This is a genomic window from Microbacterium sp. (assembly GCF_035687345.1).
In the GTDB taxonomy this organism is placed as follows: domain Bacteria; phylum Actinomycetota; class Actinomycetes; order Actinomycetales; family Microbacteriaceae; genus Microbacterium.
Map to the genome: position 1 here is coordinate 13,752 of NZ_DASRXZ010000134.1, position 23,951 is coordinate 37,702.

Genomic DNA, 23,951 nt, shown 5'->3' on the forward strand with positions numbered 1-23,951 from the left:
ATCGGCATCCGCGTGCCCGGGAAACGGCGACGCATTCGCGCGAATGATGGCGCCGCGGGCCCGTCGGGGGGATGATGTGCACATGACTGGGGTGGAGCACCCCGTGATCCGCACGCCCGATCAGCGGATCCGGGTGTTCGTTAGTTCTACGTTGCGTGAGCTCGCGGAGGAGCGACGCGCAGTGCGCGAGGCGGTCGAGCGGATGCGCCTGGCGCCGGTGATGTTCGAGCTGGGGGCGCGGCCGCATCCGCCGCGCAGTCTGTACCGCTCGTATCTCGAGCAGAGCGACGTGTTCGTCGGGATCTACGGGGCGAGCTACGGCTGGGTGGCGCCGGGAGAAGAGGTGTCGGGGCTCGAGGACGAGTACAACCTCGCGCCGCGCTCGATGCCGAAGCTCATCTACGTCAAGGACGTGCCGGACCGGGACGAGAAGCTCGCGGAACTCATCGCGCGCATCCAGGCCGACGACACCGCCGCGTACCTGCACTTCGAGACGGCGGAGGAGCTCGGCGAGCGGGTCGCGGCGGACCTCGCGACGCTCCTCGCCGAACGGTTCGACGAGTCGAGGGCGGATGCCGCGGCATCCGCCGAACCGGATCTCGCCGCGCGCGTGCCCGCGCCCTACACGACGACGATCGGGCGCGACGGCGAGCTCGCCGAGCTGCGGGCCCTCCTCGCCGGCGGTGAGCACCGCGTGGTGAGCCTCATCGGTCCCGGCGGCATCGGCAAGAGCCGGCTCGCGATCGTGGCGGCGCACGCGAATGCCGACCTCTTCCCCGACGGCGTCTACTTCGTGCCGCTGGAGGGGGTGCTCGAACCGGGACTCCTGCTGCCCACGATCGCGTACGTGCTCGGCATCCGCGACACCGGCGCCGACTCGCTCGAAGAGCGCATCGCGCAGTCCCTCGACGACCGCCGCGTGCTCATCGTGCTCGACAACTTCGAGCAGATCGTCGACGAGGCACCCGTGCTCGTGCGGCTCTACACGCTCGCGCCGAACGCGTGCTTCCTCGTGACGAGCCGCACGATCCTGCGCATCCGCGGTGAGCGCGTCTTCGACGTCGACACGCTGGGGCTCCCACCGGCGGATGCGCCGGCCACGCTCGCACAGGCGCGGTCGTCGGCCGCGTGCGTGCTGTTCGCCGAGCGCGCGGCGGCGGTGAAGCCGGATTTCGAGCTCACCGAGGCCAACGCGTCGGACGTCATCGAGATCTGCCGGCGACTGGACGGGCTGCCGCTGGCGATCGAGCTCGCCGCCGCGAAGGTGCGGCTGTTGCCGCCCGCCGACATCGCGACGCGCCTCGGGCGCGCGCTCCCCCTCCTGTCGGCGCCCGTGCGCGACCTGCCCGACCGGCACCGCACGATGCGCGCCACGATCGACTGGAGCGTCGGGCTGCTCGCCGAGGACCAGCGCGAGATGCTCGAGGACCTCGGGGTGTTCGGCGCGCGCTTCACGCTCGACGCGGTCGAGGCCGTCGGAGCATCCAGGCCGTGGGGCGACCACGCGATCGAGACGCTCGCCGCGCTCATCGACGCGAGCCTCGTGCGCCAGATGGACCAGGACGGCCGATCCGTGTTCTCCCTCCTGGCGATCGTGCGCGAGTACGCGCTGGAGGCGCTCGAGAAGCGGGGCGACGCCGACGAGCTGAAGATCGCGCACGCCGAGCACTACCTCGGCCTCGTGAAGCGCGTCGCGCCGAGGCTGCGCGGCCCGGGGCAGGTCGACGCGGTCACCGAACTCGGCCTCGAGGTGCCGAACCTCCGCGCGGCGGCGCGACACCTCGTGCAGACCGGACGCCTCGAGGAGGCGGCCGACTTCGCGTGGTCGCTCATCGTCTACTGGTGGATCTCGGGCTACTTCGCCGACGTGCGGGTGTGGATGCTGGAGCTCCTTGCATCAGGACGGCCGATGTCGGATCGGGCGCGCGCGATCGCGGCCTTCTTCACGACGTGGGCCGAGATGTGGCAGCAGCCGTCCGTCGAGGTCGTCTCGACGCTCGGCGAGAGCGCGCGGCTGTTCGCCGAGAGCGGCGACGACCACGCGGCCGCGATGGTGCAGACCGCCCGCGCGACGACGCGACTGCAGTTCCCCGATCTGGATCCGGAGGTCGCGCGCGCCGAGCTCGACGACGCCGTCGTGCGGCTGCAGAGGTTCGGCGACCGCTGGTCGGAGTCGCTCGCCGAAGTCGCGCTCGGCCAGCTCGGCGTCGTGTGCCAGGACATCGCTGCGGCGACCGGGCACTTCGACCGCGCGGTGCAGATCGCCGACGAAGCGGATGACGCGTTCACGCGCATCGTCGCCGGGAACAACCGCGCCCGGTTCCGCTTCCTCATCGGGATGCGCGATGAGTGCGAGGAGGAGTTCCTCCTCACGTTGCGGCTGTCGATCCTGCTGCGCTTCGTCGACGGCGCGACGTACGGCATCGAGGGCATGTGCGCGCTCGCGGCGGCGCGAGGAGAGGCCTGGCGCGCGGGAGCGCTCGCGGGGGCCGCCGCGACGATCCGCCAGACGACCGGCATCTTCGACATCGAGGAGTTCGCGGTGCACCGTCAGCCGCTCGCGGCCATCCGCGCCGCCGACCCGGACGCGGTCGCGGCCGGCGAGCGCGCGGGGCGCGACATGAGCCTCGCCGAGGCGATCGCGCTCGCGCTCCCCGACGCCGATGCCGAGACCCGGCGATCGGCGGCCGCGTGGTGACCGGCGCGCGCGAGCATCCGCGCATCCGCACGCCCGATCAGAAGATCCGGGTCTTCGTGAGCTCGACGCTGCGCGAGCTCGCCGACGAGCGACGCGCGGCGCGCGCGGCGATCGAACGGATGCGGCTCGCGCCGGTCATGTTCGAGCTCGGGGCGCGGCCGCATCCGCCTCGCAGCCTGTACCGCTCCTATCTCGCACAGAGCGACATCTTCATCGGCATCTACGGCGACAGCTACGGCTGGGTCGCACCCGAGGAGACGGTGTCGGGGCTCGAGGACGAGTACAACCTCGCCCCGAAGAACATGCCGAAGCTCATCTATGTGCGTGCGTCGGAGGGCCGCGACGCGCGGCTCGAAGGGCTGATCGCCCGCATCCGCGAGGACGACACGGCCGCGTACCTGCCGTTCCGCAACGCCGCGGAACTCGAGGACCAGATCGCGAACGACCTCGCGACCCTCCTCGCCGAGCGCTTCGACGAGTCCCGCGCCGAGCCGGAGCATCCGGCGCCGGATGCCTCGTCGCTCGCGTCGCGCGTGCCGGTGCCGTACACGACGACGATCGGGCGCGAGCGCGACATCGCCGAGGTGAGGGAGCTGGTCGCGCGCGGCACCGACCGCGTCGTGAGCCTCATCGGTCCGGGCGGCATCGGCAAGAGCCGGCTCGCGATCGAGGTCGCCCGCGCGACCGAGGACCTCTTCCCCGACGGCACGTACTTCGTGCCGCTGGAGGGGGTGCTCGAGTCGGCGCTGCTGCTGCCGACGATCGGGTACATCCTCGGCATCCGCGACAACGGCGAGGCGTCGCTCGAGGAGCGCATCTCGCGCGCGCTCGACGGCCGCAAGGTGCTGCTCGTGCTCGACAACTTCGAGCAGATCATCGACGCCGCGCCCGTGCTCGTGCGGCTGTTCACGGTCGCGCCGCTCGCGAGCTTCCTCGTGACGAGCCGCACGATCCTGCGCATCCGCGGCGAGCGCGTGTACGAGGTGCAGGGTCTGCGCACGCCCGACGAGGGGCGGTCGGCGAGCCTCGATCCGTCGACCCGCACGAGCGCGGTGTCGCTGTTCGTGGACCGCGCGCAGGCCGTGAAGCCCGGGTTCGAGATCACGCCGGACAACGCGGCGGACGTCGCCGACATCTGCCGGCGCCTCGAAGGGCTGCCGCTGGCGATCGAGCTCGCGGCGGCGAAGATGCGCCTGCTGACGCCGCACGGCATCGCGGAGCGCCTGGAACAGCGACTCCCCCTCCTCACGGCGGGCGTGAGGGACATGCCCGAGCGGCACCAGACGATGCGCGCGACGATCGAGTGGAGCGTGAGCCTGCTGCCCGACCGCGACCGGGAGCTGCTCGAGGACCTCGGCGTCTTCGCGCGGGTGTTCTCGCTCGAGGCGGTCGAGGCGCTCGGCGCGGGACGGTCATGGGACGGCGATGCGATCGACGGCATCGCGTCGCTCGTCGACGCATCGCTCGTGAAGCAGACCGAGGTCGGCGGGCGGTCTGCGCTGTCGTTGCTCGCGATCGTGCGGGAGTACGCGATCGGACGCCTCAAGGAACGCGGCGAGGCCGGCCGCATGCGCGCGGCACACGCGGACTACTACAGCGCGTTCGTCAAGCGCGTCGCGCCGGGACTGCGCGGCGCAGGGCAGGCGGATGCCGTCTCCCGCCTCGGGCTCGAGCTTCCGAACCTGCGCGCGGCGGTGCGCCACCTCGTCTACACCGACCGGCTCGACGACGCCGGCGACTTCGCGTGGTGCCTGCTCATCTACTGGTGGATCGCCGGGTTCTTCGGCGAGGTGCGCGTGTGGATGCTCGAGCTCCTCGACAAGCCGCAGCCCATCTCGCAGCACACGCGGGCCGTCGCGTGGTTCTTCGCCCTGTGGGGCGAGATGTGGCAGCGCCCGAGCGAGCAGGTCGTGGCGGGGCTCGGCGAATGCGTGCGCCTTTTCACCGAGGCGGGCGACGCGGATGCCGCGGCCATGGCCCTCGCGGCGCGCGGCACAGCACGCGTGCAGCTGTCCGACATCGACGTCGAGCGGGCCGAGGCCGAGCTGCTCGAGGCGGTGCAGCGGCTGCATGAGCTCGGCAACGGCTGGGCGGAGGCGATCTCCGAGGTCTCGCTCGGGCGTCTGTGCTGGAGGCGCGGCGCGATCGACGAAGCACTCGCGCACTTCGATCGCGCGAGCGAGGTCGCGCGTGCGGGCGGCGACCTGTTCACGACGTCGGTCGCGGGCAACCTGCGCGCGCGGCTGAACTTCGTGCGGGGCGAGATCGACCTCGCCGAGCCGGAGTTCCTCGAGACGCTCCTGCTGTCGCTGCGGCTGCACTACGACGAGGGCGTCGCGTACGGGCTCGAGGGCGTGTGCGCGGTCGCGGCCGCGCGCGGCGACGCGTGGCGCGCGGCGGCCCTCGCGGTGGCGGCGAGCTCGGTGCGGCACCGGATCGGCGTGTTCGACGTGGAGGCGTTCACGGTGCACACGCCGCACCTCGAGATCCTGCGGGGCCGCGATCCGGATGCGGTCGCGCGCGGCGAGGCTGCGGGCGAGGAGATGTCGCTCGCCGAGGCGGTGCTGCTCGCGCTCCCCGACGAGGAGCACCACGAGGTCGACGAGATCCTGCGCCACTGGTGAACTCGGCGCGACTGCCGCCGAGATTGCGGGAATCACCGGCGGATGCCGCGGAGCGCCGCCGTTCGTGCGATCTCGACCCCGGTCGGCGGGCTCAGGCGGGCGGCCTCGCGTGGCGGAAGCGCAGCCGCGTGCCGGGCCTCGCCTGCGCGAGGAGGTCGAGCGCGGCATCCGTCGCGACCGCGATCACCGGGTAGCCGCCGGTGACCGGACCGTCCGCGAGGAGGATCGTCGGGCGGCCGCTCGGCGGCACCTGGAGCGCGCCGGGCACCATGCCCTCGCTCGGCAGTTCGCCGTCGCGCCTTCTCGGCAGTTCGGGGCCGTCGAGCCGCATGCCGACCCGGTCGGCGGCGTTCGTCACGGTCCAGGTCTCGTCGAACAGCAGACGGAGGGCGGACGGCGCGAACCAGTCGGCGCGGGGTCCGGGCGCGAGCTCGATCTCGAGCTCGTCGTCGTGCGGAGCTCCCCACGGCGCCGGCGGCGCGACGGGGATCCGCCCCGCGACGTCGTCGCCCACGGCGATCGTCGACCCGGCGGCGAGCGGCGCCGGGCCGATGCCCGCGAGGCGATCGGTCGCGCGGGCGCCGAGCATGACCGGCACGTCCACTCCCCCGCGCACCGCGATGTAGCCCCGTGCGCCGTGCGCGAACCAGTCGAGCTGAAGCTCCTCGCCCGCGCGCCACGCGTGCGCCGTGTACGGGTCGACCGCGTGGCCGCCGAGCCGCACGGGCCCCCACGCGCCGGTGACGGCGACCCACACATCGCGCTCCGCGACGGCGCGGAACCCGCCCATCGTCACCTCGACGCCCGCCGCGTCGTCGCGGTTGCCCACGAGCCGGTTCGCGACGCCGAGCGCCGTGCGGTCGAGCGCGCCCGACCGGGAGACGCCGAGCGACGCGGCCCCCTCGCGTCCGCGGTCCTGGATCGTCGCGAGCAGGCCCGGTTCGATGACGCGGATGCCGCCGCCCGCGTCATCCGTCGAGACCGGCGCAGCCGACGACGCCGCCGCCGCGGACACCCGCTCGACCGGACGGAACCGCACGTGTGCACCCGGCGGCAGCAGCGCGGGAGATGCGGCATCCGGGGCCCACAGCGGCGCGGACGTCGTGCCGATGAGCCGCCAGCCGCCGGGTGTCTCTCGCGGATACGCGCCCGAGAACGCCCCCGCGAGGCCCACCGCTCCGGCCGGCACGCGCGTGCGGGGCGAGGCGAGGCGAGGGACGTCGAACGTCCAGTCGCGGCTCACGAGGTAGGCGAAACCGGGCGCGAAGCCCGTGAACGCGACGGTCCATTCGGCCGCGGTGTGCCGGCGCACGAGCTCGTCGGCGCTCACGCCGAGCAGGTGCGCCGTCTCGGCGAGGTCCTCGCCGTCGTACGCGACGTCGAGCTCGACGAGCGATCCGGATGCCGCGACCGGGGCTGCGGCATCCGTCTTCGCGCCCGCGACCCACGCCTGCGCCGCACCCAGCGTCAGCACCGCCGGGTCGACGCGCACGAGCACCGTACGAGCACCGGGCACGAGGTCGACGACGCCGTCGGGCCGCGACGCCTCGAGCCGGTCGCGCAGCTCGAGCACCTCGTCGAGCGAGCCCACCTCGACAAGGAGCGCGCGGTCGCCCATCGGCAGGATCCGCACGCCGGATGCCTCGCGGTCGAGTGTCACCACGGTGCACGCACCTCGACTCCGGCTCCGTCGAGCGCAGCCCGCACCGCGCGCGCCATCGCGACCGAGCCGGGCGAATCGCCGTGCACGCAGAGAGACGCCGCGCCGACCGCGACGACCGCCCCGTCCACGGACTCCACGATCTGCTCACGGGCGAGGAGCACCGCGCGCTCGGCGACGGCCTCGGGATCGGTGAGCAGCGCCCCGGGCTCGCTGCGCGGCACGAGGGTGCCGTCTGCGCGGTAGCCGCGGTCGAGGAACGCCTCCTGCACGAACGGCAGCCCGCGCTCGGCCGCCGTCGCCGCGCCCGCGCCCGCGAGCCCGAGGAGCGGAATCGCCCGCCCGAGCCGCTCCGACAGAGCCGCCACCGCGTCGGCGACCGCCTCCGCCTGCTCACGGTCGGCGACGATGCGGTTGTAGAGCGCGCCGTGCGGCTTGACGTACCGGATGTCGGCTCCCGCCGCTCGAAGCGCCTCGAGCTGGTCCGCGATCGCGAGGGTGAGCGCTTCGCGCCCGATGTCGATGCCCATACGCCCGAAGCCCGCACGATCGGGGTACGAGGGGTGCGCGCCCACCGCGACGCCGAGCCGCACCGCGCGGGCGGCCGAGACGCGCATCGTCTCCTCGTCGCCCGCATGCCCGCCGCACGCGATGCTCGCGCTCGAGATGACCGCGAACATGGCCTCGTCGTCGGCGGTCGGAATACCGCCGACCGTCTCGCCGAGGTCGGCGTTGAGGTCGATCGACGTCACTCCTCCACGGTATCGCCGCGCGGCGTGCCGGCGTCCGGCGGGCGCCCGCTCGTGCCCGCCGCGTGCGCGGCGATGAGCGAGGCTGCCGGCTGCGCGGTGCGGATCATCGCCTCGTGACCGCGGTCGGGCACCTCGCGCAGCACACCCCGGGGAACGAGCCGCGCCACCTCGCGGGCCCACTCGCGCGGGCTCACCTTGTCGACCTCACCCCGGATCACGAGCGTGTCGGCGTCGAGCTGCGGCAGCACGTCCTCGATGCGGTGGTCGACCATGCGGCGAAGCGTCTTCGCGTACCAGACCGGTCCTGCCTTCACATAGTGGATCGCACCGAGCGCGAGCACCTTCGGGCTCTCGATCGCGATGTCCTGCAGCAGCCGCAGACCCTGGAGGAGCGCACTCCGCTCGGCCGGATTGACCGTCGGCGAGACGAGCACGGCGCGACCGCGAAGATGCGGATGCCGCACGAGCGTCTCCGCCACGACCTGCGCTCCCATGGAATGACCGACGAGCACCCCGTCGCGTACGCCGAGATCGTCGAGCAGAGCGGCGACGAGACCTCCGCACGCGGGCATGTCGAGCGGCCGGCGAGGCTTCGGCGAGTCGCCGAAGCCCGGGAGGTCGAGCGCGACGACCTCGCCTTCACGACTGAGCTCCTCGACGAGGTCGCCGAACACACCACGGCCCATCCCGATGCCATGCACGAGCACGAACACCGGCCCACCGGAACGGCCGGAGCGCGTGTAGACGACGACGTCGTCGCCTCGCTCGAATGTGTGCACGGGAAGGTCGGCCATCCCAGCACGCTAGACCAGGCGCCGGAGCCCCCGGGTAGCGTTGACATATGGCGCGGGCTCGGGTCGAGGCATCCGGACCATCGGCGCGCCTGTCGGACGGATCGATCGCGAGCATCGTCCGATCGGGCTTCACGAACGGGTGGGAGCTGGAGGTCGCCGGCACACCGCAGTCCCACGTCGACCTCGACGATCCGACGCATCTGCACTTCGAGTACGTCGCGCGCATGGGCGCGGTGATCGACAGGCTGCGGATGCCCGGACAGCCGCTCACCGCCGTCCACCTGGGCGCCGGCGCCCTCACGATCCCGCGATACATCGAGGCGACGCGCCCGGGCTCGCGGCAGCAGGTCATCGAGCTCGAGCCCGAGCTCGTGAACCTCGTGCGCGAGCACCTGCCGTTCCCGCGCGGCGCCTCGATCCGCGTGCGCATCGGCGACGCGCGCGAGGGCCTCTCGCGGCTTCCCGCGGGCCTCGTCGGCAACGTCGACCTGCTCGTGTCGGACGTCTACTCGGGATCGCAGACACCCGCGCACCTCACGACGATCGAGTTCTACACGGCCGCGATGCGGCTGCTCGCGCCGGACGGCGTGCTGCTCGTCAATGTCGCCGACGGCAAGGGCCTCGCCTTCGCGCGACGACAGGTCGCGACCGTGCGCGCGGTCCTGCCCGAGGTCATCGTCCTGGCCGAGGTGCAGACGCTCAAGGGGCGCCGGTTCGGCAATCTCGTGATCGCCGCGTCGCCCGTGCCGCTCCCGACCGAGTGGCTCCCGCGGCTCATGGCCGCGGGTCCCCACCCGGCCAAGGTCGCGCAGGGTGCCGAGCTCGACGAGTTCGTGCGCGGAGCGCGGGTCGCGACGGATGCCGACGCGACGCCGTCGCCGCGGCCCGCGGCATCCGTCTTCGAACGCTGAAACCACGCCCGACGCTCCCGGCGCTTCGTGGCGATTCGCCAGAAAGTCGCCCGCCCGAGCGACCTTTTCGGCGACTCGCCAAGAAGCGAGACCTCGACGAAGGCGAAGGAACTCCTCGGCACGGCGTGGCACGCCGCCGACCCCGCTGGACGCGGGGCACACTGGAGTGGCGAACGACGAGCGGAAGGGAGTCGACGGTGAGCTACATCCACGGGTACGACCCCGACACGCTGCGCGAGAAGATCGATCCGCACCAGTGCAAGGAGCGACTGGAGGAGATCGGCGAGCAGCGCAGCCTGCCGGCACTGCTCGAGCGGGTGTGGCTGCTGAAGGTGCTCGGCCGGCTCGAGGACGCCCTGGTCATCTCGGAGCAGTCGGTGCGCGTCGCGCGCATGGCCGGCACGCGCAAGGACCTGCTGCGCGCCCGGATCCTCCACGCGAGCGTGCAGCAGTACCGCGGCGCGTTCGCCGCCGCCGAGCAGGAGCTCACGACGTGCGCCGAAGAAGCCGAGGGCCAGGGCTGGTCGGCGATCGCGGCGTTCGCGTACCAGCATCGCGGCAAGACGCATTACGACGCCGGCGACTTCGACCAGGCGCGCGACGACTTCAAGCGCGCACTGTTCCTGCGCCAGGAGTCCGGCGCCCCCGACGACCAGCTCGAATCCACGCTTCTCGCCATCGACGCGGCCGACCGGCGTCGCGCCGACGCGGCGCTCGCGGGATGACGCCGCGGTACACGGCGAGTGTCGTAGGTACGTTCTAATCTCGCCGCCATGTCGGAACTCCATCGAGTGCGCCACTGGGCCGAGGCGCTCATCGCCCTGCACCTCGACGACACGTGGTCGTTCGCGTTCGACAACGCCAAGCGCCGGGCGGGGCTGTGCGACTACACACGCAAGCGCATCAGCGTCTCGCGCTACCTCGCGGCGCGCTACGACGACGACGCGAACCACCAGACGCTCCTTCACGAGATCGCGCACGCGCTCGCGGGTCCGACCGCGGGGCACGGCCCAACCTGGAAGCGCATCGCACGCGAGATCGGCTACGTGGGCGGAACGACCCACCACGGCGAGACGGCGACCGAGCTCGCCCCGTGGGTGGGGGTGTGCCCCGCCGGCCACATCGCCCACCGCCACCGCCGCCCGACGCGGGCGACCTCATGCGCGCAGTGCGCCCCGCGCTACGACGAGCGCTTCGCGTTCACGTGGACGCGGCGCGAGATCACGCCTGCCGCGCGGCTCGCGGCGCTGACTCCGCGCTGACGTCCCACGCTCGGAACACCCCGTCGACGAGCACCGGCGCCGTCGCATCCGCATCGATCTCCGCCGCGGCGAGCACCTCGTCGCGTGCATCGCGCTCGAGCAGCTCCTGACCCGAGCCGCTCGCGGTGAGAAGGTGACGCACGGCGCCGCGGAGTCCGCGGAACGCCTCGCACGCGGCGGCCGCCTCGGACGACGTGTGATCGATGCCGAGCGCCGCGAGCGCGTCGACGACGGCTCCCGCCCCCAGCTGATCCTCGACCGCGAAGCGCACCGGCGCACCCCGCTCGCGGCCGGTCAGCTCCCCCGCCGCGATGACCGCGACGCTCGTGCGGGCGGCCCGTGCGGTCTGTTCGGCGAACACGGCGGATGCCACGGCCGACGCATCGCGCAGGCATCCGAGCATGACCGTCGCGCCGGCCTCGGCAGCCGCGGCCGCGATCGCGGCGCCGTTGATCGACACCGCGTGCGCGGATGCGTCGAGCGGCACCGACCGGCCGGCGGCGACCTCGCGCGAGACGGTCGACGAGAAACGCAGCACGTCGACCACCACGACGATGTCGGAGTGCGCCAGACGGCGCACTCCGTCGACGCCCCACTCGAGGCGCACCTGATAGCGGGACTGGTCGAACGGGGGCACCCACTCAGCCTACGGGCCGACGACCGTGCCCCTCGCCGGTCACACGAGGATCGGGAAGGTCACGAGGATCACCACCCCGGCCGCGGCGACGACGATCCCGAGACCCAGCAGGAACCACCCGCTCCAGTGCATCCGCGTGCGCTCCGACACCGCCACGAAGAACAGCACGAGCGCGAACAGCACCGTGAGCAGCGCGTAGTCGTCGCCCCGCTGGTTGCTCTCGAGAGCCTTGGCGAACAGGGCGTCGGCGCGATCCGACGCCTCCTCGGCCTCGGCCCTCCCTTCGGGCACGTACGACGGCTCGGCGAACGGCGACCGCGGCGACTCGCCGCCCGCCTGCCAGTCCTCGAACGCGACGGCGAACTCGGGCGTGAACCGCGCCTCGACGTACTCGGCGAACGCGGTGTCGCCGGTCGCCCGCGCCTGGACCCACAGCTCGTAGATCGACAGATCGACGGCCTGGTTGTCGCGGGCGGTGCTCGCCGCGTCGGCTGCCGCGATACGGGCGGCGGATGCCTGGCTGAACTCGATCGACATCATGCCGCCCCACTTCGAGGCCTCGAAGCCGCACCACGCGGTGAGGATCGCGGTGACCGACAGCACGACGACGGCGAGCACCTCGCGCACCCTCTCCGAACGCTCCCGCCCGTCGCGTGCGGACGGGGCGTCGTCGGAGGGTTCGTCGGTCACTTCGAGTCGGGCTCCGGTGGCGCGGCGTACGCGACGTGCACGCGATCGATGCGTCCGTCGAACGCGAAGGGCATGCGGTCGGCGTACGCACGCGAGACGGCACCGCCGTACGCGCGCCCGATGTCGAGGCAGTCGTTCGCCGAGAACAGCAGCGGCGCGCTCACGGGCACCTGGCCCGAGGCGACCTCGGCGCCGTCGACCCGCAGCACGACGTGCAGCGGACCGCCGGGGCGAGGCTCGACGTAATCCGTCTCGATCTCGATCGTGCGGTCACCGGCGGCGAGCGGTTCCGGGGACGCGATGAGCGTGCGCTGGACGAGGAAGAGGTTGTACTCGTACGTGAGCACACCGTCCATCACGAAGCACGTCAGCCCGCCGCCGGCGCCCCCGAGCTTGTAGAGCACGCCGTTGGCGCGATCGCCGACGTTCGCCTCGATCGTGACGAGGTTCGGCCGGTTGCCGAGCGCCGGGGCGCAGAACTCGGGCACGCGGGTGGTGTCGCCCGACATCTGCCACTCGTGGTACGGCGGCGAGATGCGGAACTCGGGGTGGTACACCGGCACCCACAGTCCCGCGCCGACCGGCAGCACCTTGTTCTTGGCCGCCTCGATCGCGAACAGCTCCTTGAGGGCGGCGAGCTTCCCGGGATGCTGGTCGGCGACGTCGCGCGCCTGGCTCCAGTCCTCGTCGAGGTTGTACAGCTCCCAGCGGTCCTCGTCGGGGGTCCACGTCTTGATCCCCGGGGGCGCGCCGGGCACCCACGGCAGGCGCGGACCGGTGGTGGACGCCATCCAGCCGTCCTCGTAGATGGCGCGACTCGCCATGACTTCGAAGTACTGCACGCGGTGCCGACCCTCGGCGGCCTTGTCGTCGATCGAGTACGCGAAGCTCGTGCCGTCGATGGGGTCCTGGTGGATGCCGTTGACCTCTTCGGGCGCCGAGATGCCGAGGATCTCGTACAGCGTCGGGGCGACGTCGATGACGTGGTGGAACTGGGTGCGAGGCGCGGGATCGTGATCGATGCGTCCGGGCCACCGGATGAACATCGGGTTGCGCGTGCCGCCGAGGTGCGACGCCATGAGCTTCATGCCCTGGTACGGCGCCGAACCCGCCCACGCCCATGCGGCGTGGTACTGGTTGTCGGTGGCCGGCGTGCCCAGCGCATCCAGACCGCCCAGCTCGTCGAGCGCCGCGATGTGCTGGTCGATCGTGGTGGGGATCATGTTCTGCGCGAGCAGCTCGCTGATCGTGCCGTTCTGCCCCTCGCCCGACGACCCGTTGTCTCCCCAGATGTAGATGACGATCGTGTTGTCGCGGTAGCCGAGGCGCTCCAGCTCGTCGACGACGCGTCCGGCCTGCACGTCGGCGTGCTCGCCGAATCCCGCGCACACCTCCATGAGCCGCGCCTGGAACGGCTTCTGGTGGTCGGGGATGTCGTCCCAGCCCTGCAGCGACTCCGGCCGCGGTGTCAACTCGGCGTCCTCCGGCACCCATCCGGCGGCCTTCGCGCCCGCGAGGGCCTCCTCGCGGTAGACGTCCCACCCGCTGTCGAACATGCCCCTGTACTTGTCGGACCATTCCTTGTGCACGTGGTGCGGGCCGTGGATGGCCCCCGTCGCCCAGTACATGAAGAACGGCTTGTCGGGGCTGAGGGCCTTGTGATCGCGCAGCCACGCGATCGCGTCGTCGGCGATGTCCTCGCTGAGGTGGTAGCCCTCTTCGGGCGTCTTCGGCGGCAGCACGCTGGTGGTGTTGCGCACGAGGTTGGGCTCGTACTGCGACGCCTCTCCGGCGAGGAAGCCGTAGAAGTACTCGAAGCCGTTGCCGGTCGGCCAGTTGTCGTACGGGCCGGCCTTGGTGGTCTCCTCGGCGGGGGTGTTGTGCCACTTCCCCCATGCCGCGGTGGCGTACCCGTAGTTGCGCAGCACCTCGGCGATCGTCGCGCTGCTCTTCGGGATGTGGCCCGAGTAGCCGTCCCAGTCGTTCGCGAGCTCGGCGATCTGCCCGGCGCCCACACGATGGTGGTTGCGCCCGGTCAGCAGCGACGCGCGCGTGGGCGAGCACATCGACGTGGTGTGGAAGCGGTTGTACCCGATCCCCTCCGAACGGATCCGCTCGAGCGTCGGAGTGTTCACCTTGCCGCCCAGCGGCGCCGGCAGCGCGGGACCGGCGTCGTCGATCAGCACGATGAGGACGTTCGGCGCGCCCTCGCCGAGGTGCCGCTCGGGCGGCAGCGGCGAGTACGTCGACTCCGCGAGCGTGCGGCCCGCATAGCTGCCGGAGGGCTTGGGCGGGAAGGGGAGCGTCCGCGCCGGAGGCAGCGGGGTGCCGATGACACTGTTCTTGTCGTTCACGTCGTCTCCTCGCACGGCTCGCTCACGCGAGCAGCTTCGCTTTGGCCGCTTCGAACTCCGCGTCGCTGAGGATGCCCTGAGCTTTCAGATCCGCGAGGCGCTGGAGCTCGCCGACCATGTCGGTCGCAGGTGCGGCGGGTACGGGCGGTGGGGTGGGCGCCGCCTGCGCGGGCGGTGGAGCGGATGCCATCATGGCGGCGGCCTCCTGCTGCACCTCGTACTGGTGCTCGGCGTCCCTCTCCTCCGCCCGCTCGTACTGGCGGCGGGCGACGTGCCCGCTCACCGCGGTCGCGGTGCCTGCGATGACGGCGGTCCGCGCGGCCATGCCGAGCAGGCCCGGGCGCCCCATTCTGCGAAGCATGTCAGCTCACTCCCTCTGCTCCGGCCGCCGCCAGGGCGACCTCGTTGACGACGGGCGCCGGGATGCGGACCGAGTCGACCACGTATCCGCCCGCCTGCATCACGCGCGAGGCGAGCTTCGTCGCGTACAGCAGCTCCACGACGAGGAGCACGGCCGATGTCCCGGGCGCGAGCAGCTCCCCCAGCTCGGTGACGTCCTCATGCGAAGCGAGACCGTTGGCGACGAGGTCGACCGCGCCCTGCCGGATGCCGCTCTCATCGACCTCCCGGTAGGTGACCTCGCCCGCGGGGGAACGCGAGACGTGCACCAGGTCGATCACGCGGATCGTGCCGGCCTCGGCGAGCTCGGCGAGGGCGTCGAACACGCCGGGATCCGGCTCGTCGCCCTCGAACGCGGCGAGTATCAGTTCCACGGGTCCGTACTCGAGGTCGTCCATGCTTCCATCACCTCTTCGCGTCGGGCTTGCGCCGGATTCGCGGGTCGCCGGTGGGCATCCCATTCCGCGAGGTTAGGAGCGGCCTTTTCGGCAGGCATCACGCAGATCGCATGAACGGGATCCGGGCCCGGGGGGATTGACTTGTCGCCAGGTGACCAACCCCTGAATCGCGGGAGCGTGGACCGTGGACTACCTCGACCACCTGCGCCGGATCAGCATCGACGGAGACGAGCGACCGGGCGAACATCCCGATGCGAACGTCGATCTGGATGCCAAGACGCGATCCCTCGTTCGGATCGGAGCGCTCGTCGCGGTGTCGGCGTCCGCCGCGTCGATGCGCAGGGAGGTCGATGACGCCGTGAGCTCAGGCGCACAGCCCGCCGAGATCGCGGGCGTCCTCGACGCGATCATGCCCCACGTCGGGCGGCCGCGCGTGGTGAAGGCCGCACCGAAGGTTCTCCTCGCGCTCGGAGTCGAACTCGACCTTCTCGCCGACGACTCGTAGTGCGGCGAGGAGCCCGTCAGCCGCCGAGCAGACCCGTCTCGATCGCGCGCTCGACCGCGGCGCCGCGAGTGGTCACCCCGAGCTTGCGATAGATCGATCCGACCTCCGAGCTGACGGTGTTGCGCGAGATGAACAGACGCTGTCCGATCTCGGCGATCGTGAGGTGCGTCTGGAGGTACGGCAGCAGGCGCAGCTCGGCGGGCGTGAGCGGGATGCTCGCCCGGCTCATGACGGCGTCATCGAGCCGCGACCGGAAGCGCGCGATCTCGTCCGCCAGGGTCCCCACGTCCGGGCAGCGGGCGAGGAGGTCATCGATCTCGCGGAGCATGTGCCGCGCCGCTGTGCGGTCCCCCATGCCCACGAGGACGCCGGCGATCTGCAGGCGCGTGCGCATCGCGAGGTACGGCAGGACGTGCGTACAGTGCACCCGCGCGCGCAGCGCGCGCACGAGGAACCGGTCGGTCGCCGCCGCATCGCCGCGCCGCTGGGCGAGCCGAGCGCTCACGGCGAGCGCGAGGGCCGTCGTCGGGTAGCCCTCCATATGGTTGTCGTCCACCGCACGCACGGCGACATGCGCGTGGGCGTCCGCAGCGGCCCAGTCGCCGTCGTCCATCGAGAGGATCGCCAACTCCGCTTCGCTGAGCAGGACCGAGTCCGCGTTGCCCGCCTGCGCGCCGCTCGCCGACGCCTCCACGAAGGCATCGCGCGCGTCCTCCCGGTCCCCCGCGAGCAGCAGTCCCGAACCCAGCAGGTGCAGGGCCTGATCACGCCACGGGCTCCACGCGGGCTCGTAGGCGGCCGCGAGCCGCGCGTCCGCGAGCACGCTCTCCCACCCGTGCGCGCACATCGCCGCCCTCACCATGGCGCGAGAGGACTCGAACGCGGCCCGATCCTCTTCGGGGGCGCCCTCGAGATCGAATCGCTCGAGGGCTGCCGCCCACCGCTCCGACGCCGGCGACTTGCCCTGCAGGATCGCCGCCCACGCCGCGATGACGGCGAGCGCGGGCGAGGCCTCGATGACCGCGTCGCCGAGCCCGTCGAGCCATCTCTCGACGGCGGCGACCCCGCCGCGCTGGTAGGTGGGGAGGGCGAGTTCCGCGACGAGTTCGCCGGCACGCTCCACCTCGCCCGCCGCGAGGAGGTGCTCGACCGCAGGATCGAGCATCTTCTCGCCCTCGAGCCAATCCGCCGCGCGCACGTGGAGACTGCTGACGATGCCGTGCTCCCGGTGGCGGAGATCGGCGAGGAGGAACTCCCGGAAGAGCGCGTGATAGCGGAACCAGAGCTCGCGCCGGTCGAGCGGGATCAAGAAGAGGTTGAGCGCTTCGATCCGCCGCAGCAGCTCACCCGAGTCGTCCCTGCCGAGCATCGCGTCGCACAGCTCGGCCGACAGCTCGTCGAGCACCGCGGTGCGCCGCAGGAAGTCCTGCAGCTCGGATGGGAGCCCTGCGAGGCACTCGTGGTACAGGTATTCCGCGACGAAGCGCTCGTCGCCGCCGACGGCGAGGACGTCGGCGCCCGCCTTGACCGCGAGCGCGTAGAGGACGAGTCCGGTCGGCCAACCCTCGCACCGCTCGACCACGACGGGGATGTGGTCGGCGGCGACCTCGACCCCGTGCTCGGCGAAGATCGCGCGTGCCGCGTCGACATCCAACCGCAGCTCGTCGGCTCCGATCTCGAGTGTGGGGACGTCGATGCGCAGGCGGGCGAAGTACGGCTGCTCCGCCCTGCTCGCGAGCACGACCTGTGATCCGCTCGGAACGCCCGCGAGGATCACTTCGAGCACGTCGTGGCACTCGTCCGATGCCGCCGTGTGGATGTCGTCGATGATGAGCAGGAAGGGGTCGGGCGCGCGAGAGAGGGCGGCCGCGAGCATGGGCGCGGAGCGACCGAGGACGGTCGTCGCGAGTCCGCGCATCTCGGAGACGACGATCCCCGCGGACGGCGAGAACTCCGCGGATGCCGTCGCGAGCAGCGTCAGGAGGGCGGCCGGGTCGTCGTCGAAACGGTCGATCGTCGCCCACGCGATCGTCCGGTCGTCGATGGCCGCCCACTCCGACAGGAGCGTGGACTTGCCGAAGCCGGCCGGAGCGGTGACCCCGACGACACGGGCGTCGCTCGTGCGGGCGCGCTCGATGAGCGCGCGACGACTGACGGCACCCCTTCGGACCGGCCTGATCGCGAGCTTTCCTTCGAGGAGGGTCCCGCTGAGGCTTCTCGACTCTCGATCCGCCTCTCGGGTGGGCTCGGCCACGTCTGCATCCTAGGGCGGCTCCGAACGCCCCTCAACGGTCTCGCGGCGCCCGGGATCACGCGGGCGAGGGCGGCACCGTCTTGCGATCCTGCCTCGGCACGACGACCTCCCTGATGATCAGCAGGATCGACGCCATGACCGGCAGCGCGACGAGCACGCCGAGGATGCCCATCAGGGTGCCACCCACCATCGCACCGATCAGCACGAGGGCGGCGGGAATCGCGATCGCGCGGTTCATGATGCGGGGGCTGAGGACGTATGACTCGAGCTGGATGTAGACGAGGTACGCGATCGCGAAGATGAGGGCCTGCGTCGGACTCGAGAACAGCGCCACGAGCGTCCCCAGCACGAGGAAGATCACCGACCCGAAGAGCGGCACGAGCGTGATGACGAACGCGATCGCGGCCATGAGCGCCGGGAACGGCAAGCCGATCGCGAGGTGCAGGAGGAACACCGCGCCGGCGTTGAGCGCCGAGAGGATCACGGATCCGATGAGGGAGGCGCCGACGGACCTCGTGATGCGCTCGGTGAAGTCCGCGATCCGCTCGCGCCGGTGGGCGGGGGCGAGAGCGTAGAACGCCTTCTTGATCGCGGGAAGCGACGCGAGGAAGTACAACGTGAGCGCCGTGACGACGAACGCCGCCGAGAGGAAGCTCGCAAGGCCGACGCCGACGGCGAGGATGCCGCCGCCCAGCGCCAGCACGGTGTCGGGGTCCCCGAAGAACACCGTGAGCTGCTCCACGGCCGAGTCGACGCCCGCGCGCGCGTGATCGCCGAGCGCGAGGTACCAGTCCGCCTGCTGGACGGACTGCACCCGGTCGGGGATCGCCGCCACGAGCGCGACGACCTGCCCGATGACGGGCGGCAGCACGAAGATCGCGACGGCCGCGACGAGGAGCGCGAAGATGCCGAACACGATCGCGATGCCGCCGGCACGCGGCACGCGATGTCGTTCCAGCCGCACCACGATCGGGTCGAGGGCGACCGCGACGAACATCGCGAGCACGATGTAGACGAGGATCGTCGAGATCGAGCCGAGCGCGACGCCGAGCACGATGGCGCCCAGCACGCCCAGCGCTCCGATGAATCCGAGGGCGGCCGGATGCTCCAGCGCCGTCCGCACCCGTCGCGTGTTCGCTTCACTGGTCATGCCTGACGGTATTCCGGCGCGACCCGCCCGGACATCACGCGATCTGCGCGAGACTGGACGCGTGCGCGTACTGCAGAAGCTCGTGATCGACATCGACGCGGATGCCGCGTGGCGGGCCCTGCACTCGCCGCGCGCCGTGGCCGAGCTCTACGGTCCGCTCATGATGCTCGAGCCGCTCGCCCCCGACGGCCTGCCCACGAGCTGGGAGCCCGGCGGCGAGGTCGGCGTCCAGCTGCGCCTCGGCGGGATCGTCCCGATGGGCAGGCAGCTCATCCACGTGAGCGACCGCGTCGTCGCCGATCCGGCACCGGGATCGGGCGGCGGCCCCGTGCGGATCTTCCGCGACAGCGGCATCCCGGTGTCGGGGCCTCTCGCGGCGCTCGACGTGTGGGACCACCAGATCGCCGTGTCCCCCGCGCCCGGAGACCCCTCGAAGACCCTGTGGCGCGATCGGCTCGTCATCGGAGGACCGACCGCTCCCCTGCTGTGGCCCGTGCTGTGGACCATGTGGGAGTGGCGCGCGGCGCGACTGCGCGCGCTCGCGCCGTCCTGGGCGCACGACTTCGCGTCCGACGAGACGCCCGATCAGCCCGAATAGACGGATGCCCCGGCCGAAGCCCGAGGCCGGGGCATCCGTCTCACCCGTCACTCCGCGAGCGCCTCGACCGGCGCGACGCGGGTCGCGAGCCGCGTGGGAACGACCGCGGCCACGAGGGTGAGCACGATCGTCCCGACGACGATCGCGAGGACCGGCCACAGCGGTACGGCCGGAGCCACGAAATTGGCGATGCGCGGGGCATCCGGGTCGACCGGAACCGAGCCGAGCAGCGACTGCGCACCGGCCCAGCCGTAGGCGATCCCGAGCACGAGCCCCGTCACGAGGGCGGTGACCGTGAGGTGGGCCGCTTCGAGCAGCACGACGCGGCGGACCTGGCCGTTCGAGAGCCCGAGCGCGCGCAGCAGGCCGAGCTCACGGCGGCGCTGCACGATGCCGAGCGTCAGGAGGTTGACGAGGCCGACCGCGGCGATGACCGCCGATACCGCGACGATCGCCATCATGACGGCGGCGAACGAGTCGATGATCGTGGTCATCTCGGCGGGCAGCTCGCCGCCTGCGGACTTCGTGAGGACCGCCTTCACGGACTCGAGCGCCACCGCGAACATCGTCACGAGGGTCACACCCATCACGACGCCGATCGCCATGCGGCTCGAGCGCTCGGGGTAGCGCAGCGCGTTCTCGGCCGCGAGGCGCGCGACCGCGGTGCGGCCGAAGGCGCGACCCACGAGCCGCAGCGCGGGCGGCATCACGAGTGTCGCACCGAGCGCGATGCCGGTGAACGACAGGATCCCGCCTGCGAACGCGATGAGGATGCCGAAGATCGACACGAGGCCCGCCGCGATGCCGAGAGCGAGCAGCCCGCCGCCGATGATCACGAGCACGAGCGCGGTGACGTTGCGTCCGCTGCGCTTCGCGATGCGTTCGTGCGGCGCCTCGACCGACCCTCCGAGCGCCTGGAGAGGAGTCACCGTGAGCACACGGCGCGAGCCGGCCCATGCTGCGGCCCACGTCGTGAGGGCGACGACCGCCGCGGGCACGAGCAGCACCGCCTGGACGACGTTGTACTCGACACCCGACAGCCCGAGGAGCTGCGTCATGAGCGCGACCCCGGCCGCCGACAGCGCGGTGCCGGCCACGAGTCCCGCGAACGCGCCGATGATCCCCACGACGAGCCCCTGGCGCGCGATCTCCGCTCGCTGCGAGCGCGCCGACGCGCCGATGAGGCGCAGGAGCGCGATGCGACGCGTGCGACCCGCGACGACGGTCGAGAACGTGTTCGCCGTCACGATCGACGCGACGTACACCGCGACCGCGACCAGCAGCACCGCGAGCATCGCGATGACGGCCGCGAGCGTGCCGCTGCCGCCGATGTACGGGTCCGCCTGCAGCATCGCGCCGATGAAGCCGGTCGCCGAGATGAGCACGACGCCGAACGCCGTGGAGATCGCCGACACGAGGATGCTCGCGCCCATGCCGCGGTCGCGCAGCCACGAGTGCGATCCGGATGCGGCGGCCCGCGGCATCCGCTGCGTGATGTCGGCCGTGACGGCGGTCACGCGCCCACCTCCTCTGCCACGGGCGCTGAACCGGCGGTGCCGAGCTCGGACGCGAGCATGTACGCCGAGATCTCCTCGGCGGTCTGACGCGGCTTGTCGGCGACGATGCGCCCGTCGCCGAGGAACAGCACGCGATCGGCGTGCGCCGCCGCGATCGGGTCGTGCGTGACCATCGCGATCGACTGGCCGTGCTCGCGGCTCGCCTGGGCGAGGAGCGCGAGCACCTCACGACCCGAGCGCGAGTCGAGGTTGCCGGTCGGCTCGTCGGCGAACACGAGGTCGGGCGCGGTCGCGAGGGCGCGCGCGATCGCGACGCGCTGCTGCTGGCCGCCGCTCAACTCGTGCGGACGGTGGTTCAGCCGCGGACGCAGTCCGAGCGAGTCGATGAGCCCGTCGATGCGCGCGCGCTCGAGCGCCGACGGCGTGCGGCCGTCGAGGTCGAACGGCAGCAGGATGTTGCCGAGCGCGTCGAGCGTCGGCACGAGGTTGAACGACTGGAACACGAACCCGACGCGCCGACGGCGGAGGATCGTGAGCTCGAGGTCGGACAGGCCCGTGATGTCGGTGTCGCCGATCCACGCGCGACCGCTCGTCGGGGCGTCGAGGCCCGCCATGAGGTGCATGAGGGTCGACTTTCCCGAACCGGAAGGACCCATGATGGCGGTGAACTCGCCACGACGGATGCCGACGCTCACGTCGTCCAGAGCGCGCACCGCGCCCTCGCCCGAGCCGTAGGTCTTGGTGACGTTCTGCACCCGGGCGGCGAGGCCCAGGTCTGTCGAGGTGATGTGCATGTCTGCGACGCTACGGATGCCCGCGGGGCCGCCGCGTCGACCCGGAGAGGCATCCGCATACATCGCAAGGATGATTCGCGGGTGCTCCCTGTCGCTGAGCGAGCGCAGCGAGACGAAGCGCTACGCGAGCCCGTGCTCGTACGCGAACACGACGAGCTGCACTCGGTCGCGCAGACCGAGCTTGGTGAGGATGCGGCTGATGTGCGTCTTCACCGTCGCTTCCGACAGGAACTCGCGCGCCGCGATCTCGGCATTCGACAGACCCCGCGCGGCGAGCGCGAAGATCTCGCGCTCGCGCTCGGTGAGGTCGGTGTACTCGCGCGGCGGCGCGCTCTGCGCGGGCGCCGAGAAGTGCGCGAAGAGGTCGCGTGTGGCCGACGCGGCGATGACCGCCGACCCCGAGTGCACGGTGCGGATCGCGGCGAGCAGGAACTCCGGCTCGGCGTCCTTGAGCAGGAACCCGCTCGCACCCTCGCGGATCGCGCGCGCCGCCGCCTCGTCGAGGTCAAACGTCGTGAGCATGACGATGCGCGGCGGGTCGGCGTCGCGCAGCAGCTCGGCGGTCGCCGCGAGCCCGTCCATGACCGGCATCCGGATGTCCATCAGCACGACGTCTGGACGCGTCGCCCGCACGACCGTGAGCGCCTCGCGTCCGTCGAACGCCTCGCCCACGATCTCGAGGTCGGGCTGCGAGTCGACGAGCATGCGGATGCCGGCGCGGAACAGCGCCTGGTCGTCGACCAGCACGACCCGGATCGTGCCCTCGGCGCTCATGTCGCACCCCCGATCGGCAGCCGCGCGCGCACGACGAAGGCACCGGCCTCCTCGCCCGCGTCGAGGCTCCCGCCGACGAGCTGCGCGCGCTCCCGCATGCCGATGAGACCGTGGCGCCCACCGGGCGGCGCATCAGCCGGGACGGTCGCCAGGAGCAGGTTGCGCACGTGGAGGTCGACACGATCCGGATGCCACGACAGCAGCACATCGACGGGACCCGTGCCGTGGCGGAGCGCGTTCGTGAGCGCCTCCTGCAGGATGCGGTACACCGCGAGCTGGAGCGCCGCGGGCGGGGTGCCCAGTGGTGCAGGGTCGACATCGACGCGCAGCTCGAGGCCCGCCGCGCGCACCTGCGCGTAGAGCTCCTCGAGGTCGGCGAGCGTCGGCTGCGGTCCGTCCGCCTGGGAGTGACGCAGCTGCGTGAGCAGCAGTCGCACGTCGGCGAGGGCCGACCGCGCGGTGGTGGAGATCGTGCCGAGGGCGGCGGTCGCGGCATCCGGATCGGCCTTCGCGGCGTACCGCGCGCCGTCGGCCTGCGCGATCACGACCGCGAGCGAATGCGCGACGACGTCGTGCATGTCGCGCGCGATGCGCACGCGCTCCTGCTCGGCGATCGCATCGGCCTCGGCGCGCTGCTGCGCGAGCCGGTTCTCGCGCGCGCGCATCGCGGTGCGCACGAGGGCGCCCGCGGTCCACGAGAGCATGAGCGCGAAGGTCGCGGCGATGTACACGGCGATCGCGACGCTGATCGTCTCCCAGCTGAAGCCGCCGCTGCCAGGACCCGCGTAGAGGTACAGGGTCGCCACGAGCGCACCGCCCAGCGCCGACGCGAGCCCGAGCCAGAACACGCGCTCGGAGCCGTACGCCGCCGCCGCGTACAGCACGGCGAAGACCGCGAAGTCCACGAAGCTCGGGGCGCCGCCGGATGCCATCTGCACGATCGCGGCCGCCCACGCGACGCCGAGCGCGAGCGCGGGCGACAGACGCCGGATCGCGAGGGCCGCGGCGAACAGGATGACCACGATGCCGCCCAGGACGAGCGACACCACACCACCCGGCACGCCCGAGCTGCGCAGCGTCGAGATCTCGAACGGCAACGCGAGCGACAGGAAGACCAGCGCGACCGCGATGTCGACGATGAGCTGGTACGTCTTCAGCGGGCGGAGCACCATCTCACGGT

At 72.0% G+C, this 23,951-nt stretch carries 21 protein-coding genes; 7 read left to right on the top strand and 14 right to left on the bottom strand.

Going from position 1 to position 23,951, the window contains the following annotated elements; translation table 11 throughout:
* Positions 1–82 precede the first annotated feature (82 nt).
* Positions 83–2,698: an ATP-binding protein gene (locus VFF97_RS15890; RefSeq protein ID WP_325034478.1), complete on the top strand. Its 2,616-nt coding sequence runs from the start codon at positions 83–85 to the stop codon at positions 2,696–2,698.
* The gene (locus VFF97_RS15895) at positions 2,692–5,322 is read left to right on the top strand and encodes a DUF4062 domain-containing protein (protein WP_325034479.1); all 2,631 of its coding nucleotides are present in this window, start codon (positions 2,692–2,694) and stop codon (positions 5,320–5,322) included. Before VFF97_RS15890 ends, VFF97_RS15895 begins: the two co-directional genes overlap by 7 nt.
* Positions 5,323–5,413: 91 nt before the next feature.
* On the opposite strand, the gene VFF97_RS15900 is transcribed toward VFF97_RS15895, so the two are convergent.
* The 3 genes from VFF97_RS15900 to VFF97_RS15910 are packed head-to-tail and all read right to left on the bottom strand — an operon-like array spanning position 5,414 to position 8,528.
* Entirely contained in the window at positions 5,414–6,985 is a 1,572-nt protein-coding gene (locus VFF97_RS15900) for a 5-oxoprolinase/urea amidolyase family protein (protein ID WP_325034480.1), read from the bottom strand.
* On the bottom strand, positions 6,979–7,734 hold the full coding sequence (pxpA, locus tag VFF97_RS15905) for a 5-oxoprolinase subunit PxpA (protein WP_325034481.1): 756 nt from the start codon (positions 7,732–7,734) through the stop codon (positions 6,979–6,981). The genes VFF97_RS15900 and pxpA overlap by 7 nt, the downstream gene beginning before the upstream one ends.
* Positions 7,731–8,528, bottom strand: a complete 798-nt coding sequence (locus tag VFF97_RS15910; protein WP_325034482.1) for an alpha/beta hydrolase — start codon at positions 8,526–8,528, stop codon at positions 7,731–7,733. The genes pxpA and VFF97_RS15910 overlap by 4 nt, the downstream gene beginning before the upstream one ends.
* A gap of 47 nt (positions 8,529–8,575) precedes the next feature.
* On the opposite strand from VFF97_RS15910, the gene VFF97_RS15915 reads away from it, so the two are divergent.
* The 3 genes from VFF97_RS15915 to VFF97_RS15925 all read left to right on the top strand — a co-directional run bounded on the left by VFF97_RS15915 (position 8,576) and on the right by VFF97_RS15925 (position 10,701).
* On the top strand, positions 8,576–9,439 hold the full coding sequence (locus VFF97_RS15915) for a fused MFS/spermidine synthase (RefSeq protein WP_325034483.1): 864 nt from the start codon (positions 8,576–8,578) through the stop codon (positions 9,437–9,439).
* A gap of 197 nt (positions 9,440–9,636) precedes the next feature.
* Positions 9,637–10,164 carry a tetratricopeptide repeat protein gene (locus tag VFF97_RS15920; RefSeq protein WP_325034484.1) on the top strand — a complete coding sequence of 176 codons (528 nt, stop codon included), beginning with the start codon at positions 9,637–9,639 and terminating at the stop codon, positions 10,162–10,164.
* Between the two features lie 48 nt (positions 10,165–10,212).
* Positions 10,213–10,701, top strand: coding sequence for a SprT-like domain-containing protein (locus VFF97_RS15925; protein ID WP_325034485.1), 489 nt, complete (start codon positions 10,213–10,215; stop codon positions 10,699–10,701).
* On the opposite strand, the gene VFF97_RS15930 is transcribed toward VFF97_RS15925, so the two are convergent.
* The 5 genes from VFF97_RS15930 to VFF97_RS15950 are packed head-to-tail and all read right to left on the bottom strand — an operon-like array spanning position 10,661 to position 15,179.
* Entirely contained in the window at positions 10,661–11,338 is a 678-nt protein-coding gene (locus VFF97_RS15930) for a 2-phosphosulfolactate phosphatase (protein ID WP_325034486.1), read from the bottom strand. The two genes, VFF97_RS15925 and VFF97_RS15930, sit on opposite strands and share 41 nt — an antisense overlap.
* 39 nt (positions 11,339–11,377) lie before the next feature.
* Positions 11,378–12,028 (bottom strand): DUF308 domain-containing protein, encoded by a 651-nt coding sequence (locus VFF97_RS15935; RefSeq protein WP_325034487.1) that lies wholly within the window; start codon positions 12,026–12,028, stop codon positions 11,378–11,380.
* Positions 12,025–14,382 carry an arylsulfatase gene (locus VFF97_RS15940; protein WP_325034488.1) on the bottom strand — a complete coding sequence of 786 codons (2,358 nt, stop codon included), beginning with the start codon at positions 14,380–14,382 and terminating at the stop codon, positions 12,025–12,027. Before VFF97_RS15940 ends, VFF97_RS15935 begins: the two co-directional genes overlap by 4 nt.
* 22 nt (positions 14,383–14,404) lie before the next feature.
* Complete coding sequence (locus VFF97_RS15945) at positions 14,405–14,731, bottom strand: SHOCT domain-containing protein (protein ID WP_325034489.1); 327 nt, start codon at positions 14,729–14,731, stop codon at positions 14,405–14,407.
* Positions 14,732–14,744: 13 nt separating this feature from the next.
* Positions 14,745–15,179 carry a DUF6325 family protein gene (locus tag VFF97_RS15950; protein WP_325034490.1) on the bottom strand — a complete coding sequence of 145 codons (435 nt, stop codon included), beginning with the start codon at positions 15,177–15,179 and terminating at the stop codon, positions 14,745–14,747.
* A gap of 184 nt (positions 15,180–15,363) precedes the next feature.
* Between VFF97_RS15950 and VFF97_RS15955 the strand changes: the two genes are divergently transcribed.
* A complete protein-coding gene (locus VFF97_RS15955) occupies positions 15,364–15,684 on the top strand; it encodes a carboxymuconolactone decarboxylase family protein (RefSeq protein WP_325034491.1) in 321 nt (106 codons plus the stop codon).
* A gap of 16 nt (positions 15,685–15,700) precedes the next feature.
* On the opposite strand, the gene VFF97_RS15960 is transcribed toward VFF97_RS15955, so the two are convergent.
* Together VFF97_RS15960 and VFF97_RS15965 are read right to left on the bottom strand one after the other, a co-directional pair.
* Entirely contained in the window at positions 15,701–17,938 is a 2,238-nt protein-coding gene (locus VFF97_RS15960) for a helix-turn-helix transcriptional regulator (RefSeq protein ID WP_325034492.1), read from the bottom strand.
* A 55-nt stretch (positions 17,939–17,993) separates the two neighbouring features.
* Positions 17,994–19,088: an AI-2E family transporter gene (locus VFF97_RS15965; RefSeq protein WP_325034493.1), complete on the bottom strand. Its 1,095-nt coding sequence runs from the start codon at positions 19,086–19,088 to the stop codon at positions 17,994–17,996.
* A 61-nt stretch (positions 19,089–19,149) separates the two neighbouring features.
* Here VFF97_RS15965 and VFF97_RS15970 point away from each other — a divergent pair, with 61 nt between their 5' ends.
* Positions 19,150–19,686: a hypothetical protein gene (locus VFF97_RS15970; RefSeq protein ID WP_325034494.1), complete on the top strand. Its 537-nt coding sequence runs from the start codon at positions 19,150–19,152 to the stop codon at positions 19,684–19,686.
* Positions 19,687–19,733: 47 nt separating this feature from the next.
* On the opposite strand, the gene VFF97_RS15975 is transcribed toward VFF97_RS15970, so the two are convergent.
* From VFF97_RS15975 to VFF97_RS15990, 4 genes are all read right to left on the bottom strand, one after another.
* On the bottom strand, positions 19,734–21,170 hold the full coding sequence (locus VFF97_RS15975; protein WP_325034525.1) for an ABC transporter permease: 1,437 nt from the start codon (positions 21,168–21,170) through the stop codon (positions 19,734–19,736).
* 29 nt (positions 21,171–21,199) lie between these two features.
* Complete coding sequence (locus VFF97_RS15980; RefSeq protein ID WP_325034495.1) at positions 21,200–21,997, bottom strand: ABC transporter ATP-binding protein; 798 nt, start codon at positions 21,995–21,997, stop codon at positions 21,200–21,202.
* A 120-nt stretch (positions 21,998–22,117) separates the two neighbouring features.
* A complete protein-coding gene (locus tag VFF97_RS15985) occupies positions 22,118–22,771 on the bottom strand; it encodes a response regulator transcription factor (protein ID WP_325034496.1) in 654 nt (217 codons plus the stop codon).
* Positions 22,768–23,943, bottom strand: a complete 1,176-nt coding sequence (locus VFF97_RS15990) for a sensor histidine kinase (RefSeq protein ID WP_414684279.1) — start codon at positions 23,941–23,943, stop codon at positions 22,768–22,770. Before VFF97_RS15990 ends, VFF97_RS15985 begins: the two co-directional genes overlap by 4 nt.
* Between the last annotated feature and the right edge of the window lie 8 nt (positions 23,944–23,951).

What these genes read in the sequence shown, in the direction of transcription:
- VFF97_RS15890 (WP_325034478.1), top strand. Translation starts at nt 83, where the DNA reads ATGACTGGGGTGGAGCACCCCGTGATCCGCACGCCCGATCAGCGGATC.
- VFF97_RS15910 (WP_325034482.1), bottom strand. Translation starts at nt 8,528, where the DNA reads ATGGCCGACCTTCCCGTGCACACATTCGAGCGAGGCGACGACGTCGTC.
- VFF97_RS15915 (WP_325034483.1), top strand. Translation starts at nt 8,576, where the DNA reads ATGGCGCGGGCTCGGGTCGAGGCATCCGGACCATCGGCGCGCCTGTCG.
- VFF97_RS15925 (WP_325034485.1), top strand. Translation starts at nt 10,213, where the DNA reads ATGTCGGAACTCCATCGAGTGCGCCACTGGGCCGAGGCGCTCATCGCC.
- VFF97_RS15945 (WP_325034489.1), bottom strand. Translation starts at nt 14,731, where the DNA reads ATGGGGCGCCCGGGCCTGCTCGGCATGGCCGCGCGGACCGCCGTCATC.
- VFF97_RS15950 (WP_325034490.1), bottom strand. Translation starts at nt 15,179, where the DNA reads ATGGACGACCTCGAGTACGGACCCGTGGAACTGATACTCGCCGCGTTC.
- VFF97_RS15965 (WP_325034493.1), bottom strand. Translation starts at nt 19,088, where the DNA reads ATGACCAGTGAAGCGAACACGCGACGGGTGCGGACGGCGCTGGAGCAT.
- VFF97_RS15975 (WP_325034525.1), bottom strand. Translation starts at nt 21,170, where the DNA reads ATGCCGCGGGCCGCCGCATCCGGATCGCACTCGTGGCTGCGCGACCGC.
- VFF97_RS15980 (WP_325034495.1), bottom strand. Translation starts at nt 21,997, where the DNA reads ATGCACATCACCTCGACAGACCTGGGCCTCGCCGCCCGGGTGCAGAAC.
- VFF97_RS15985 (WP_325034496.1), bottom strand. Translation starts at nt 22,771, where the DNA reads ATGAGCGCCGAGGGCACGATCCGGGTCGTGCTGGTCGACGACCAGGCG.
- VFF97_RS15990 (WP_414684279.1), bottom strand. Translation starts at nt 23,943, where the DNA reads ATGGTGCTCCGCCCGCTGAAGACGTACCAGCTCATCGTCGACATCGCG.